Genomic DNA, 13517 nt, shown 5'->3' on the forward strand with positions numbered 1-13517 from the left:
AAAGCCGGTTCCACCGCATCTTGGGTTGGGGCACGCGCTCCGGGGACGCTTGACTCGGGCGCAGGTGCCGGAAACACTGGTGTCCTTTGCTTTTCTGTTTCAAGTCGCATCCCATGACGCGTGAACACACCACAGGCGCCACCTGGGCGCCCATGCTGGCCGAGCTGGAGCGCGGCCTGTTGCAGCGCGACGTGGCCGCCCGCGCGCTGCTGCTGGCGGCGCTGGCGGGCGAGCACGTGCTGCTGCTCGGCCCGCCCGGCACGGCCAAGAGTGAACTCGCGCGCCGTCTGCAGCGCCTGCTGCCCGGTGCGCACTATTTCGAGCGCCTGCTCACCCGCTTCACCGTGCCCGAAGAGCTGTTCGGTCCGCTCTCGCTGCGTGCGCTGGAAGACGACCGCTACGAGCGCCTGACCGAGGGCTACCTGCCCAGCGCCGAAGTGGCGTTTCTCGACGAGGTGTTCAAGGCCAACTCCGCCATCCTCAACACCCTGCTCGGCCTGCTGCACGAGCGCCAGTTCGACAACGGCAGCCAGCGCCTGCCGGTGCCACTGGTCTGCCTGGTTGGTGCCAGCAACGAACAACCGCAGGACGACAGCCTGCTCGCCTTCTACGACCGTTTCCTGCTGCGCGTGCCGGTGCAGCCGGTGGACGACCAACACTTCACGGCCTTGCTGCTGACCGACGCGACAGCCGCGGGCGACACCCCGGCCGACGCGCTGATCGACCCGGCCGTGGTGCGGGCCCTGCGCGAGCGCGCGCCGCATGTCCCTCTGGGTGAACCCGCGCTGGCGCTGCTGCTGCAGGCCCGGCAGCACGCGAGCCAGACTGGGCAGACCGTGTCGGACCGCCGCTGGCGCCAGCTCGTGGCCCTGCTGCAGCTGCAGGCCGCCAGCCGCGGGGCCGTCGAGGTCGGCCCCTGGGACCTCTGGCTGCTGCCTTTCGCATTGGCGGCCGATCCAGCGCAGGTGCCCGGCTGGACCACGCTGTTCCTGCACAGCGTCGCTCAGACCGCCCCGCTGCCCATCGACGGGCTGGAGCGGGCGGTGCAGGCCTTTGAGTCGCAGCTCGACACCGAGCGCCGCGCCCCGCCCGACGCGCAGGACGACAGCGCCGGCAAGCTGGCGCTGGCGCGCGCCATCACCCGCCCGGGCGAAGAAAGCGAGATGGTTCGCATCACGAGCGCGCGCGCGCAGCGCCACTACAGCCCGGTGCACATCGAAGCCCGCGTGGCGCAATGCGACCAATTGCTGGAGCGGCTGCTGGCGCTGCACGACCAATGGCTGGCGGTCGCGCACGCGGTGCTGGCCGAGGCGCGGTCGCACGACTGGTTGCCCCCGAGCTGGCTGCTGCAGATCGAAGCCGCGCACGCCGAGCGCTGTGGTCAGCTGGCGGGCCTGTGTGCACAGCACCAGTCCACCCGCAACGGTTTTGCAGACCTGCCGGTGGACGCGGAGACTGCCGCCAGCGCACCGGCACCGGTGCACTGGGAATCCCCATGAATGCGTCGACAGGCTCAGCCCGAACGGGCGGGTCGGTCGACACCGCGCCAACGGCCACCGTTTGCCCGGAGACGGTCGAAGGGCAGAACTTTCCCGACCAGCCCTACCACCACCTGAATGCCCTGCCGCGCGAACTCTGGCGCTGGGCCGTGGTGTGCAGCAGCGGCCCGGCCACGCGCCGCCTGCCGGAACTGGCCCATTGGGAGAGCGCGCTCATGGGGGGCACCCTGCCCGACCCGGCGCACGATTTCGGCGACGCCGCCGCCACGCAGGCGCTGCGTCCGCTGCTGACCGAGCTGGACCTGCTCACCCTCACACGGCAAAGCGCGCCACTCACCCGGCAGGTGCTGCAAAGCCTGCTGTGGCACCTGGACAGCCTGATCGACCGCCCCGCCGACGAACCCCGCACACAGGCGGTGGCCCGCATGCAGACCAGCTTCCGCGACAGCTGGGACGTGCAGCGCCAGGGCTGGGACGAGGTGCTGGCGCTGCTGCAGTCGCTGGGCGATCTGGCGCATCTGCGCTGGGACGACCTCGCCGGCCAGCTCAACCGGCGCGAGTGGCAGGAAGCGCGACGCATCGGCCAGCTGCTGCAGCGCCTGCCGGCGCTGGCCAGCTTCATCGACGGCGTGGGCCGCCGCGATACCGACCGGCAACGCCCGCCCGCGCGCACCGCCCGGCCCGATCCGGCGCCCGATGCCCAGGCCGCGCAACGCCAGGCCGACGAGGAAGAACGCCGCCCCGAGCCCACCGCGGTGGACGGCGTGCGCCGCTCGCGCAACCTCGCGCGCATGGCCGGCAGCGAGAGCCTGAACCTGACCCACCCGGTGCTGCACCGCCTGTGGCGCGCGCGCTTCGCCGAAGCCCAGCTGCTGACCTACGACGACCGCGCCCGCGAAACTTCGCGGCGACCGCTGCCGTTGCCCGAACACCGGCCACACCGGCAGGCACCCACCCACGCCGGGCGCGGCCCGCTGATCATCTGCCTCGACACCTCGGGCTCCATGCGCGGTGCGCCGGAAAACGTGGCCAAGGCCTGCGTGCTGCAGGCGCTGCGCAGCGCCCACGCCGGCCAGCGCCCCTGCCGGCTGCTGGCCTTTGGTGGCCCCAGCGAACTGCTGGAGCGCGATCTGACGCTCGACGCCACCGGGCTGGAGCACCTGCTCGACCTGATGGGCCAGAGCTTCGACGGCGGCACCGACGTGCAGACGCCGATCGAGCGCGCCATCGCCCTCGTGCAGACCGCCGGCTGGCACGAAGCCGACCTGCTGGTGGTGAGCGACGGCGAATTCGGCGTCACGCCCGCCACGCTGCAGCAGCTGCGCGAAGCCAAAGAACGGCTGGCCTTGCGCGCGCACGGCATCCTGATCGGCGACCGCGAGACCATCGGCCTGCTGGAGGTCTGCGACCACCTGTACTGGGTGCGCGAGTGGCGGCGTTACGGCAGCGGCGCCCGCGCGGTGGCCGACGATTTCTCGCCCGTGCACAGCCGCAGCCTGACCGCCCTGTATTTCCCCAACGCCATACGACGGTGAGCCCCCTGCGCCGGAAGGCCACGGGGTCATGGCACAGCTCTGGCGGGGTGCGGCCGCCGCCCGGCACCCGCCTCACTTTCCGCCAGGGACGGCTGCAGGCTGGCCAGAAGCCGGTTCAGGTTCGGCACCGCCGCCTGGGCCATGGCCCCACTGACCCGCAGCAGCGCCAGATGGGCCGGGTCGTCCGGCCGCGCACCTTCCAGCAGCACCGCCGCGGTGTTGAGCCGGCTCGCTTTCAGCCAGGTCTCGACGGTTGGGCTCTGCCGCCAGCGCTGGGCGTTCGCCAACGTCACGGCCCACCCGCTCAGCCAGTCGATGGGCCGCTCGGGCACCGGCACCGGTTCACACAGGCGGTTCATCTCGGCTTCGTTGCTCAGGGCGGATTCGATGTGCGCGATCAGGGCCGCGCTGAACAGCGGCCGGCACCAGCTGACCATCAGCAGGTTGATCCGGTCGCCATCGAACACCGGCACCGGTGGGGCTGGGTGCAGGGCCGCGGCGCTGCAATCGACATACAGTGTGTCCGCGTGGGCGCCGATCACGCCCTGGTCCAGCACCAGGTGCGAGCGCTCGACCGAACGCAGCCGCCCGAGCCGCACCACGTCGGTGATGCGACGCAGCCGGGCCAGCTCTTCGCGCGAGGCGATCGCGCAGCGGTAGGTGCTGGGCGCCACCACCGGGTCCAGGCGCATCAGCACGCCACGCTGCTCCAGGCGCGCAAACAGGTCGGGCACCGAGGAGGCTTCGGCGATCGCCTCGAACTGGTCGATGGTGCGGCGCATGCTGTGGGCGAAGTGCTCCGCGCCCGTCAGGATGTTGGCGCGGTCCTGCACCCAAGCGTCGCGCGGCATGATCCAGCGGATGCGCGAGGCCGGCACCCCGGCGTCCAGCAACCACAGGCAGGTGTCCATGCCGGTCTTGCCCGATCCGACCACGGTGTGGTGGGCGTAAGACCGTTGCAGCTGCGGCAGCTGGCCCGGCGCTATGCAGTCCACGCCGGGCGCGAGCGCGTAGGCGGGCCGGCGGACCGACGGCACCTCGGTGCGGGCGTGGGTGCCATCGACCCGTTTTCGACGCACCGTCACCACCTGCTCCGCCCCGGTGGCCAGGCACACCAGGCGGTGCGAGCCGTCGTCGCCCAGGCGGTAGGCGTGGCCCGGGAACCAGCGCACGCGGCCGGTCGGCAGGAAGCGCTCGCGCATCAGCCGCCCGAAATACGCCAGCACCTCGGCGCCCGTGGCGCCGCGCCCGTAGCCGGACGGGTCGGGCACCGCCTCGTCCACCGGGGTCGAGGCGACGCCGTACCAGGCCGAGGGCTGGTGCAGCCGCACGAACGGGTAGGCGTCGTTCCAGTGGCCACCGGGCTGCGGGTGCGGGTCCACCATCAGCACGGTGGCGTCGGGGGAGGCGTCGATCAGGGTGTCGACAAAGGCCATGCCCATGGCGCCCGCGCCCACGACGAGGTAATCGGTCTCGATGGTGTGGTGGTGCATGTCAGCGCTCCTCGGGTGAAGACGGGTTCACGAACAACCGGCTCATCACGGCGCCTCCCGCAGCAGCCGCTCAACCGCCAGCCGGCCCACCTGGCGGCCCAGGGCCTCGCCGGCATCGGTGGAGAAGCGGTAGTGCAGGCCCCCATGGATGCGGGCTTCCGAGACCTCGCGAATCAAATCCTCGGTGCGCTTCCATTGCCGCACCGCGCCCTTGGCGCTCGGGCTGGTGGTGCTCAGCGCGGGCAAGGTGCCGGCACCGAACTCGGCGTCGAGCACCGTGCCGACCGCGCTGGCGAGGCTGCTGTGGGCGCTCGGGTACTCGGGGTGCATCGGTGTGTCGACAAGCGGCGCCCAGCCAGCCACGCGCTCGGTCGCCGCGTGCCCGTCGTTATCGCCATTGCGGATCGCGGTGACGGGGCGCCAGAAGTGGTGGTGGTACTTGGCGTCGATCACGCCGATCACGGCGTCGTCCATGGCCTGCGCGACCGCGGCGAACAGGCGGGCGTTGCGGGCCGGATCGCGCCCGGGCTGGTCGGCGGCCGAGCGCACGACACCGTGGTAGATCGCGGGCATCGAATAGGCCCAGAAGCGCGCGGCCTCGGTCTGCTCGGCGCTGCGCCGGCCGCCCGAGCGCTCGCCCAGCGACTTCACCTCGTTGTAGTCACGCGCCCATTGATCGCTGGTCAGGGATGGTGGCGGTCCGGGGCGGAACTGCGCCGCACCCGACATCAGCCAGGGCTTTCGCTGCGCCCACTGGGGCACGGCCGGCAAGGCGGTCGGCACATAGGCGCCCGCGGCGGCATGCGGCCGGTAGCTTTCGGGCGCACCCGCGCCATCGCCAGCGCGAGCGGCCAGCACGGCGGCCGCGGCGCGTTCACCCGCGGCCATGCCGGCGGCCTTGGCCGGCCCCTCCGGGATGGCCGACAGCGCGGCCCGCACGGCGGCATCGATGCCTGCCCGCTGGCCGGGGAGCAGCTGCGTCAGGGTGCTGTGGTGCGCCATGGCCACCGCGGCGTCCACCGCCGGCTTGGTGGTGGCCACCCGCGGCGGCAAGCCTTCAATCGCCTGGTGCACCGCGGTCTGCACGATCGCCATGGCGCGGATCGCGGGCGGCGTGCCGAGCTGTGAATCGGCCAGCAGCGCATTGACCCGCAGGTTCCAGTCGGTGACGGTGTCGGCGTGCGCCTGCAGCGCTGCCGTGGCGAGCAGCGGTGTCCAAAGGACGTGACGAAAAAAACGTTTTCGCATGTGTGTCTCCTGCGGTTGGACTCATTGTTGGGTGATGACGATTTCGAGGTACTCGCTGGGCACCACCAGCGACTGCGGACCGCCGACGTTCAGTTCTTCCAGCAGCGCCGTGATCGCGCGCTCGAGCGACTGAGCGGCCTGGGCATCGAGTGCGGCAAAGGCCTTGTGCGTGGGGCCATAGAGTTCGCGGAACACCTGCACCCAGTGCGCTGCCGAGCGGTAGCGGAAGTTGAAGTGGCGGTGTTCACAACGGATCTGCGCCGCGTGTGAACCGAACAGCTCGACGATGTGCGATTCGGTTCCCCAGAGCACCGGGGAAGCGAGCCCGGCCGGGGGCGGCACATGGGCACCGATGAGCTTGAACAGCCGGCCGATGAAACCACCGGGTGTCCAGTTCGCCAGCCCGATGCGGCCGCCGCTGCGCAGGACGCGCAGCATCTCGCTGGCGGCGCGCTGGTGTTCGGGCGTGAACATCACGCCAAAGGTGGAGAGCACGGCGTCGAAGCTGGCGTCGGCGAACGGCAGGGCTTCGGCATCGGCCTGCTGGAAGCGGATGTTCAGGCCCTCGGCGACCGCCCGGTCGTGGCCCTTGGCCAGCAGCGCCTGCACATAGTCGGTCGAGGTGACCTGCGCGTGGCGACGCGCGGCGGCCAGCGAAGCGTTGCCGTTGCCGGCGGCCACGTCGAGCACGCGCTCGCCGGCGCGCACGTCGGCCGCTTCGGCCAGCGTTTCGCCGACGATCTGCAAGGTGGTGCCAATGGCGGCGTAGTCGCCGCTGGCCCAGGTGGCCTGCTGGCGCTGTTTGATGGCGGCGTAGTCGGGAACGGGTTTTTCGAGCACGGTGTTCATGGGCTTGTCTCCTGTGGAAGTGGGGGATGTCGGCGCGGGTTTGCGGCGACGGGCCCATTCTTCGGAAAGCGGGGCATTGACGCTTCTCCGGGCGTCCTTCAGACTTGTCTGTTCGTCCTGGAATGCGTCTGGTCAACCGCGACCTTGGCCGGGAATCCACCCCGCTTGATCGCGGCTCCGGATGTGGAGGCCCCGTCCATGCACCACGATCCCTTGTCCGACGTGCTGCGCAGCGTGCGCCTGCGCGGAGCGGTCTTCTACTACGTGAGTTTTGGCGACGAGTGGGCTGCGGAAACGCCGGCCTCACCCGATCTGGCGCGCGCCCTGATGCCGGGTGCCGAACACGTGCTGGCCTACCACCTCATCGTGCGGGGCGCGGGCTGGGCCGCCACCGACGGCGAGCCGCCGGTGCGGCTGGCGCAGGGCGACATCGTGATGTTCCCGCGCGGTGACGGACACGTCATCTCCAGCGCGCCGGGCATGCATGCGCAGGAAGACCGCAGCGACTGGCGCTTCACCACCCGCAACGACCCCAAGCCCATCGCCGTGGCCTACCACCGCGGTGTGTTGCGCCCGGGTGCGGCGATACCGGCCGACGAAGCGACATCGGTCGTCGTCTGCGGTTTCATCGCCTGCGACCTGCTGCCCTTCAACCCGCTGATCTCGTCGCTGCCCCGCCTGCTGCACCTGGCGTCCGGCGGCCTGGGTGCCTGGGTGGCGCAACTGCTGGACCAGGCGGTGGCGGAATCGCGGGAGAGCCGTGCCGGCAGCGCGGCGGTGCTGGAGCGGGTCAGCGAAATGGTGTTTGTCGACGCGGCACGGCGCCACCTGGAATCCTTGCCCAGCGGTGCCTCGGGCTGGTTCGCTGCGCTGCGCGATCGCCATGTGGGGCGGGCGATCCACCTCATGCACGAGAAGCCGGCCCATCCCTGGACGATCGACGAACTGGGGCGCGAGGCCGGGCTGTCGCGCTCCGCCCTGCACGAACGTTTCGTCGAACTCGCCGGGCAGCCGCCGATGCAATACCTCACGGGCTGGCGCATGCAGCTGGGTGCCGGTCTGCTGCGCAACAGCGACACCAAGGTCGCAACGATCGCGCAGGAGGTGGGCTACGACTCCGAGGCCGCCTTCTCCCGCGCGTTCAAACGCAGCGTGGGCCACCCGCCGGCGGCGTGGCGGCGCCGGCAGCGTGGAGGCGCCTGACGCGCCGCGCGTTCAATCGCCCTGGAAGCCGCCCGAGCGGTAGGTCAGCACCAGCGTGTCGCGCCAGCCCAGTTCGCCGTTCACCAGTGGCTGGATCGGCGTGGTTTCGTGGATCACGCGCGCATCGTCCAGCAGCAGCAGCGACCAGGGCTCGGTCAGCGTGAAGCGCTGACCGCTGGGGCCGTCGGCCTCGAACACCCGGCTCTCGCCGCCCTTGATGCGGTGGCGTCCGAGCATGAACACCGCCACCAGATCGACGCCGTCGCGGTGCGCGCCTTCGGGCGTGGGCCGTCCAATGCCGTCGGTGGTGTCGATGCGGAACGGATGCGCCTCGACAAACCAGGGCTGCGTTCCGCGCAGGGCCGACACCGCCTCGCCCACCCGCGTCAGCAGGCGGCTCCACACCGGCAGTGCCACGTGCTCGGGCTGCATGGGATCAAACATCCGCTGCATGCCGCCGTGCAGCGCGTTGTATTCCAGCGGTTGCCAGTGGGCGCGGTGCGGCGCCTGCTGCACCGACTGGCCATCGACCACGAAGCAGCTGTGGCGCCGGCGCCGGTAGTGCCCACCGTCCTTCAGGTAGGCGTCAGCCGGCAGGTTGTCCCAGCCGGCGTGCAGTGCATCGAGCTCGGCCACGTCGGCCGGCAGCCACCGCCGCACATCGGCGGCTGCGATCAGCGCAAAGCCCTGCGATTGCAGGGCGGCATCAACCCCGTCAAGGGGCACACAGGGTGGAGGGAAAGCACTGGTGGTCATGGCGGGGCAGTGTACCGGTGCCGGCGGTGTCCGCATCCGCATCCGGGTTCACCCGCAGTGGGCCCTGCGGAGTTTCTGCGCTGGATCAAAACGCGGCCGTTTGCACGCTGTCAAGCTGTTGGCAAAGTCAAGGAGATTGATATGAACACTGTTGAATGGTCCGACGCTTTGCTGCTGGATTTTGCGCCCATGGACAGCGTGCACCGCGAGTTTGTGGACCTGCTGGCGCTGGCACAAAGCGCACCCGACGCCACCCTGCCGCAGGCCTGGGCCGCGGTCGTGGATCACACCGTGGAGCATTTCGGCCGGGAGGACGACTGGATGCGAAAAACACAGTTCTCCGCGGCCGAGAACCACATCATCCAGCACCGGGTGGTGCTCAACGTGCTGCGGGAAGGCCTGGCGATGGCGCGCGCTGGCCAGATGGATGCGGTCCGTGAAATGGCCGGTGAGCTGGCGGTCTGGTTCGCCAAACACACCCAGTCGCTGGACGCCGCCCTGGCGCTGCACATGCGCCGCGAGCCCGCTGGCGGCGGAGCGCCCAGACGCGCCCGGGGTGGCGGCACGACCGCCCACGCACACCTCTAGAAAACCCCTCGGACGCGGCCGGCACGGACAGCGCCCGAACGACCCTACCGCGCATGGGGTAAACCATGTAAGAACAATATTCGGCCTTGTTTATATTGTTTCCACTACAGGAGACAACCATGGCCGAAGCCATTCAAGCGAGCGCTGTCGAAGGCGAGGATCGGGCGCGCGAAAACCCGAACGCTGATCAGCATCCGAAAGACGCCGAACGCGGGCCTTCGGTGTTCGCCCTCCAGCTCGCCACCCTGCGTCCATCCGACCCGATCCGCTGGCTCCAGCTGGGATGGCAGGACTTCCAGCGCTGCCCGCGCATCGGCCTGTTTTACGGTCTGTGTTTCTTCGCCATGGGACACGCACTGCTGGCGGTGTTCCAGAACGCCCCGGCCTACGTGCTGGCGCTGAGCGCCGGCTTCCTGCTGATGGGACCGTTCCTGTGCCTGGGTCTGTACGACGCCAGCAAGGCCATACAGACCCACGACCACCGCCCCTCACTGCGCGCCTCCCTGCAGGCCTGGCGACCGACCAAGGGCACGATGGGCATCTTTGCCGGTGTGCTGCTGATCCTGGAACTGCTCTGGGGCCGGGCTTCGCTGGTGGTGTTTGCCGTCACCTTCAACACCATGCCCTCGACCGAGAAGCTGTTGCCGCAGCTGATCAACCCAGAGAACATCGGCTTCCTGATCACCTACACCATCGTCGGCGGCCTCTTCGCCGGCCTGATCTTCATCACCAGCGTGATCTCGATCCCGATGATCATGGACCGCAAGACCGACGCCGTGTCGGCCGGCCTCACCAGCATCCGCGCCTGCCTGCAGAACCCGGGAGTGATGCTGATCTGGGGCGCGCTCATCACGGTGCTGATCGGCCTGGCCATGCTGCCGGTGTTCCTCGGCCTGCTGATCGTGGGCCCGGTGATCGGACACGCCACCTGGCACGCCTACCGGCACATCGTGCCGATGCAGACCGAAGGCAGTGCCTGATCTCAGCCGCTCAGGCGTTGACGTTCACCACCAGCCGCCCGCGCACCTGGCCCGCCAGGATGTCGCTGGCCGCGCCCATCGCCGCCTCCAGACCGATTTCGTGCGTGATCGCGGCAAGCTTGCTGCGGTCCAGGCCACTGGCCAGTTGCGCCCAGGCGGCCTCGCGCCGCGCCAGCGGCGCCATCACGCTGTCGATGCCGTAAAGCGTCACGCCGCGCAGGATGAACGGGGCCACCGACGCCGGCAGGTCCATGCCCTGCGCCAGACCGCAGGCCGCCACCGCGCCGCCGTAGCGCGTGCTGGCACAGGCGTTCGCCAGCGTGTGGCTGCCCACCGAATCGACCACGCCGATCCAGCGTTCCTTCTGCAGCGGCTTGCCCGCGGCGCTCAGCGTGCCGCGGTCGATGACCTCGGCCGCACCGAGGGACTTGAGAAAATCCGTCTCGCCCAGCCGGCCGGTGGACGCCACCACCGTGTGGCCCAGCCCCGCGAGCAGCGCGATGGCGATGCTGCCCACACCGCCATTGGCCCCGGTCACCAGCACCTCGCCGCTGCCGGGCTTCACGCCCGCCTCGGCCCAGTGTTTCTGCAGCGCCATCACGCACAGCATGGCGGTGTAGCCCGCGGTGCCGATGGCCATGGCCTCGCGCGCGCTCAGGCCCGCAGGCAGGGCCACCAGCCAGTCACCCTTGACCCGCGCCATTTGCGCGAGTCCACCCCAGTGCGACTCACCGACGCCGAAACCGTTGAGGATGACGCGGTCGCCGGCCTTCCAGCGCGGGTGTTCGCTGGCCGTCACAGTGCCGGCGAAATCGATGCCCGGCACCAGGGGAAAGCTGCGCACCACGGGTGACTTGCCCGTGATGGCCAGGCCGTCCTTGTAGTTGAGGGTGGACCAGTCCACGCGCACCGTCACGTCGCCGCTGGCGGGCAATTGCGCCTCGTCGAGTTCGGTGAGCGCGCAGCGGTAGCCGGTGTCATCGGTCTTGTTGATCAGCAGGGCCTTGAACATGGAAGTCTCCTTGTGAGGTGGGCGCGGTTTCGCGCCAGAGCCGGGCCAGCAGCCACCAGCCGGCCAGGGTATTGAGCACGGCGAACAGGGTCAGCAGACCCCGCATCGCGCCGGTGGGCTGCATCACCATCAAGGCCGACGTCATGGCAGAAGACATCAGATTGAGCACGATCACCAGCCAGAAAAGGGGCATTCGCGGCTGCCAGAGCCGGCGCAGCGGCGTGAGGGCGTTGTTCATTCAGGCCATTGTGCCGGCAGACGCGTGCCCCGAGGGGTCATCAACCCTTCAGGCAGCGGGTTCCTGCTCCTGCAGCAGGCGCCACATCACCTTGCCGCTGCCGCTCTTGGGCAAGGCCTCGACGAACTGCACCACACGCGGGCATTTGTAGACCGCCATGTTCTCGCGGCACCAGTCCAGGATGTCCTGCTCACGGGTCTGGCCGCGCGCGCTGTCGCGCAGCACCACCACGGCTTTCACGCTTTCGCCCCGGTAGGCGTCTTTCGTGCTGATCACGCAGGCTTCGGCGATCGCCGGGTGGCGGAACATCAGCGCCTCCACCTCGGCCGGCCAGACCTTGAAGCCGCTGGCGTTGATCATGCGTTTGAGTCGGTCGGTGATGAAGAAATAACCGTCTTCGTCCACCTTGCCGAGGTCCCCGGAGCGGAAGTACTTTTCGCCATTGAAATCGATGAAGGCCACTTCGGTGGCGTCAGGCCTTTTCCAGTAGCCAGCGAACACCGAAGGCCCGCGGATGATGATTTCACCCGCCTCGCCCACCGGCATTTCCTGCAGCGTCTCCGGGTCCACCACGCGCGCATCGGTGCTCAGGAACGGGATGCCCAGGCACTGCTGTTTGGGTGCATCGGGCGGGTTGTTGTGCGAGGGCGCGGCGGTCTCGGTGAGACCGTAGCCCTCGGCGTAGCGCAGGCCGAACTGGTCGAACAGGCGCTGTGCCACGGCCTGTGGCATGGCCGCGCCGCCGCCGCCGATGAAGACCAGGCTGGAGAGGTCGTACTGGTCAAAGCGCGGACTGGCCAGCAGGTCGATCACCATGGTGGGGATGTTGCTCCAGTGCGTGACGCGCCAGGCCGAGATCTGGCGCCCGGCGAGCTCGCGGTCCCAGCGCGGCATGATGACCAGCGTGGCGCCGGTGTAGATACCCGAATGCATGCCCACCACCATGCCGGTGATGTGGAACATGGGCACCACCACCAGCGACACGTTTTCCGGCGTGCCGCCGGTCCACAGGCTGCAGGCCACGGCGTTGTGCATGATGCTGGCGTGCGTGTGCATGCAGCCCTTGGGCAGGCCGGTGGTGCCGCTGGTGTAGGGCAGCACGCACAGGTCGGCGGGCTGGCGGTCGTGCACCGGTGCGGCGTGGCTGCTGGCCAGCGCGTCGGCCCAGTCGGCCACGCTGCCTCCCGGCAGGGCCGGCAGCGGGTGGCGCTTCGCCAGCCAGTCGACCCACGCAGGCGGGATGTCGGCCTGCGGGCCGATGGCATCGTGGTAGTGGGCAACGACCAGGTGCGTGAGGCGCTGCGCCTCGGGCAGATCGGCGTTCGCCTTGAGCAGATCGCCCGCGAGGTCGGCGGCGCAGACGGCGACCTTCACGTCGGGGTCGGTGATGTAGTGCTTGAGTTCCTCGGCACGGTTCATCGGGTTCACCGGCACCACCACCGCATTGGCCCGCAGGATGGCGTAGTGCGCCACGATCCACTGTGGGCAGTTCTGCATCAGCAGGATCACGCGGTCACCCGCGCGCACGCCCTGCGCATGCAGGTGGCCGGCCAGCCGCTCGGCCTGTGCCAGCAATTCGCTGTAGCTGAGGTGCTGATCGAAGAACACCAGTGCCGGCTTGTCCGGGTATCGCTGCGCGCTCACCACGAGGTTGTGCCAGAGCGAGGTCACGGGTGGGCTGATGCGGTGCGGCAGGCGCTTCGGCCAGAAGCGGTGGTGGGGGCGCAGCTGAACATGAACGGCCACCGGGGTGGCGTTTGCAAGGCTCATCGGTTTGTCTCCTGGTACTTCTTTTCAACGCGAGCATACGGGGCTGCGCTGCAAAAAGAAAAGCAGCCATGTCGCGCCTGGGACCACTGGCGCGCATGACCGGTGGCACGGAACGTGCTGGTACCAAGGCACGGATTCAGACGTGGGACAAAGACCATACGGTGATACTTTTTACGCATAGTTTTCCCACGTAAACCCCGATGTCTTGGCCCGCACCACGGTAATACAGTCGCTTTGCGGGCCGGATATGCCTCCTTCTGGTGCGCATTGCCCGAATCATCAACAGTTAGACCAAAACGGAGTTACCGATGAAATTGAATGCCTTGAAATTGACCGCGATGGGAGT

General features: G+C 69.3%; 12 protein-coding genes. 5 read left to right on the forward strand and 7 right to left on the reverse strand.

The window, feature by feature from the left end:
- Positions 1–113: 113 nt before the first annotated feature.
- Together ACN5W5_RS12200 and ACN5W5_RS12205 are read left to right on the forward strand one after the other, a co-directional pair.
- Positions 114–1499, forward strand: coding sequence for an AAA family ATPase (locus ACN5W5_RS12200; RefSeq protein ID WP_420048779.1), 1386 nt, complete (start codon positions 114–116; stop codon positions 1497–1499).
- Entirely contained in the window at positions 1496–3034 is a 1539-nt protein-coding gene (locus tag ACN5W5_RS12205; RefSeq protein ID WP_420048780.1) for a VWA domain-containing protein, read from the forward strand. The genes ACN5W5_RS12200 and ACN5W5_RS12205 overlap by 4 nt, the downstream gene beginning before the upstream one ends.
- A gap of 26 nt (positions 3035–3060) precedes the next feature.
- On the opposite strand, the gene ACN5W5_RS12210 is transcribed toward ACN5W5_RS12205, so the two are convergent.
- From ACN5W5_RS12210 to ACN5W5_RS12220, 3 genes are read right to left on the reverse strand one after another with little or no spacing between them, the layout of a single operon-like run.
- Positions 3061–4527, reverse strand: coding sequence for a hypothetical protein (locus ACN5W5_RS12210; RefSeq protein ID WP_420048781.1), 1467 nt, complete (start codon positions 4525–4527; stop codon positions 3061–3063).
- A gap of 45 nt (positions 4528–4572) precedes the next feature.
- Positions 4573–5775: a vanadium-dependent haloperoxidase gene (locus tag ACN5W5_RS12215; RefSeq protein WP_420048782.1), complete on the reverse strand. Its 1203-nt coding sequence runs from the start codon at positions 5773–5775 to the stop codon at positions 4573–4575.
- A gap of 21 nt (positions 5776–5796) precedes the next feature.
- Positions 5797–6624, reverse strand: coding sequence for a class I SAM-dependent methyltransferase (locus tag ACN5W5_RS12220; RefSeq protein ID WP_420048783.1), 828 nt, complete (start codon positions 6622–6624; stop codon positions 5797–5799).
- Between the two features lie 198 nt (positions 6625–6822).
- On the opposite strand from ACN5W5_RS12220, the gene ACN5W5_RS12225 reads away from it, so the two are divergent.
- Positions 6823–7827, forward strand: coding sequence for an AraC family transcriptional regulator (locus ACN5W5_RS12225; RefSeq protein ID WP_420048784.1), 1005 nt, complete (start codon positions 6823–6825; stop codon positions 7825–7827).
- A gap of 12 nt (positions 7828–7839) precedes the next feature.
- Here the strand turns inward: ACN5W5_RS12225 and ACN5W5_RS12230 are convergent, their stop codons facing one another.
- The gene (locus tag ACN5W5_RS12230; RefSeq protein WP_420048785.1) at positions 7840–8583 is read right to left on the reverse strand and encodes a 2OG-Fe dioxygenase family protein; all 744 of its coding nucleotides are present in this window, start codon (positions 8581–8583) and stop codon (positions 7840–7842) included.
- A 141-nt stretch (positions 8584–8724) separates the two neighbouring features.
- Here ACN5W5_RS12230 and ACN5W5_RS12235 point away from each other — a divergent pair, with 141 nt between their 5' ends.
- The gene (locus ACN5W5_RS12235; protein ID WP_420048786.1) at positions 8725–9171 is read left to right on the forward strand and encodes a bacteriohemerythrin; all 447 of its coding nucleotides are present in this window, start codon (positions 8725–8727) and stop codon (positions 9169–9171) included.
- A gap of 119 nt (positions 9172–9290) precedes the next feature.
- A complete protein-coding gene (locus ACN5W5_RS12240) occupies positions 9291–10151 on the forward strand; it encodes a DUF2189 domain-containing protein (protein WP_420048787.1) in 861 nt (286 codons plus the stop codon).
- Between the two features lie 10 nt (positions 10152–10161).
- On the opposite strand, the gene ACN5W5_RS12245 is transcribed toward ACN5W5_RS12240, so the two are convergent.
- Genes ACN5W5_RS12245 through ACN5W5_RS12255 form a run of 3 tightly spaced genes read right to left on the reverse strand, consistent with a single transcriptional unit; the run spans position 10162 to position 13171 of the window.
- Complete coding sequence (locus ACN5W5_RS12245) at positions 10162–11163, reverse strand: MDR family oxidoreductase (RefSeq protein ID WP_420048788.1); 1002 nt, start codon at positions 11161–11163, stop codon at positions 10162–10164.
- The gene (locus ACN5W5_RS12250) at positions 11129–11401 is read right to left on the reverse strand and encodes a hypothetical protein (protein ID WP_420048789.1); all 273 of its coding nucleotides are present in this window, start codon (positions 11399–11401) and stop codon (positions 11129–11131) included. Before ACN5W5_RS12250 ends, ACN5W5_RS12245 begins: the two co-directional genes overlap by 35 nt.
- Before the next feature lie 48 nt (positions 11402–11449).
- Positions 11450–13171 (reverse strand): long-chain fatty acid--CoA ligase, encoded by a 1722-nt coding sequence (locus ACN5W5_RS12255; protein ID WP_420048790.1) that lies wholly within the window; start codon positions 13169–13171, stop codon positions 11450–11452.
- Between the last annotated feature and the right edge of the window lie 346 nt (positions 13172–13517).

It is taken from the genome of Hydrogenophaga sp. ZJX-1 (assembly GCF_048590325.1).
Classification (GTDB): domain Bacteria; phylum Pseudomonadota; class Gammaproteobacteria; order Burkholderiales; family Burkholderiaceae_C; genus Hydrogenophaga.

Bases quoted from the DNA above. Each gene is read 5' to 3' on its own strand.
- ACN5W5_RS12200 (WP_420048779.1), top strand. From the start codon at position 114: ATGACGCGTGAACACACCACAGGCGCCACCTGGGCGCCCATGCTGGCC.
- ACN5W5_RS12205 (WP_420048780.1), top strand. From the start codon at position 1,496: ATGAATGCGTCGACAGGCTCAGCCCGAACGGGCGGGTCGGTCGACACC.
- ACN5W5_RS12210 (WP_420048781.1), bottom strand. From the start codon at position 4,527: ATGCACCACCACACCATCGAGACCGATTACCTCGTCGTGGGCGCGGGC.
- ACN5W5_RS12215 (WP_420048782.1), bottom strand. From the start codon at position 5,775: ATGCGAAAACGTTTTTTTCGTCACGTCCTTTGGACACCGCTGCTCGCC.
- ACN5W5_RS12220 (WP_420048783.1), bottom strand. From the start codon at position 6,624: ATGAACACCGTGCTCGAAAAACCCGTTCCCGACTACGCCGCCATCAAA.
- ACN5W5_RS12225 (WP_420048784.1), top strand. From the start codon at position 6,823: ATGCACCACGATCCCTTGTCCGACGTGCTGCGCAGCGTGCGCCTGCGC.
- ACN5W5_RS12230 (WP_420048785.1), bottom strand. From the start codon at position 8,583: ATGACCACCAGTGCTTTCCCTCCACCCTGTGTGCCCCTTGACGGGGTT.
- ACN5W5_RS12235 (WP_420048786.1), top strand. From the start codon at position 8,725: ATGAACACTGTTGAATGGTCCGACGCTTTGCTGCTGGATTTTGCGCCC.
- ACN5W5_RS12240 (WP_420048787.1), top strand. From the start codon at position 9,291: ATGGCCGAAGCCATTCAAGCGAGCGCTGTCGAAGGCGAGGATCGGGCG.
- ACN5W5_RS12245 (WP_420048788.1), bottom strand. From the start codon at position 11,163: ATGTTCAAGGCCCTGCTGATCAACAAGACCGATGACACCGGCTACCGC.
- ACN5W5_RS12250 (WP_420048789.1), bottom strand. From the start codon at position 11,401: ATGAACAACGCCCTCACGCCGCTGCGCCGGCTCTGGCAGCCGCGAATG.
- ACN5W5_RS12255 (WP_420048790.1), bottom strand. From the start codon at position 13,171: ATGAGCCTTGCAAACGCCACCCCGGTGGCCGTTCATGTTCAGCTGCGC.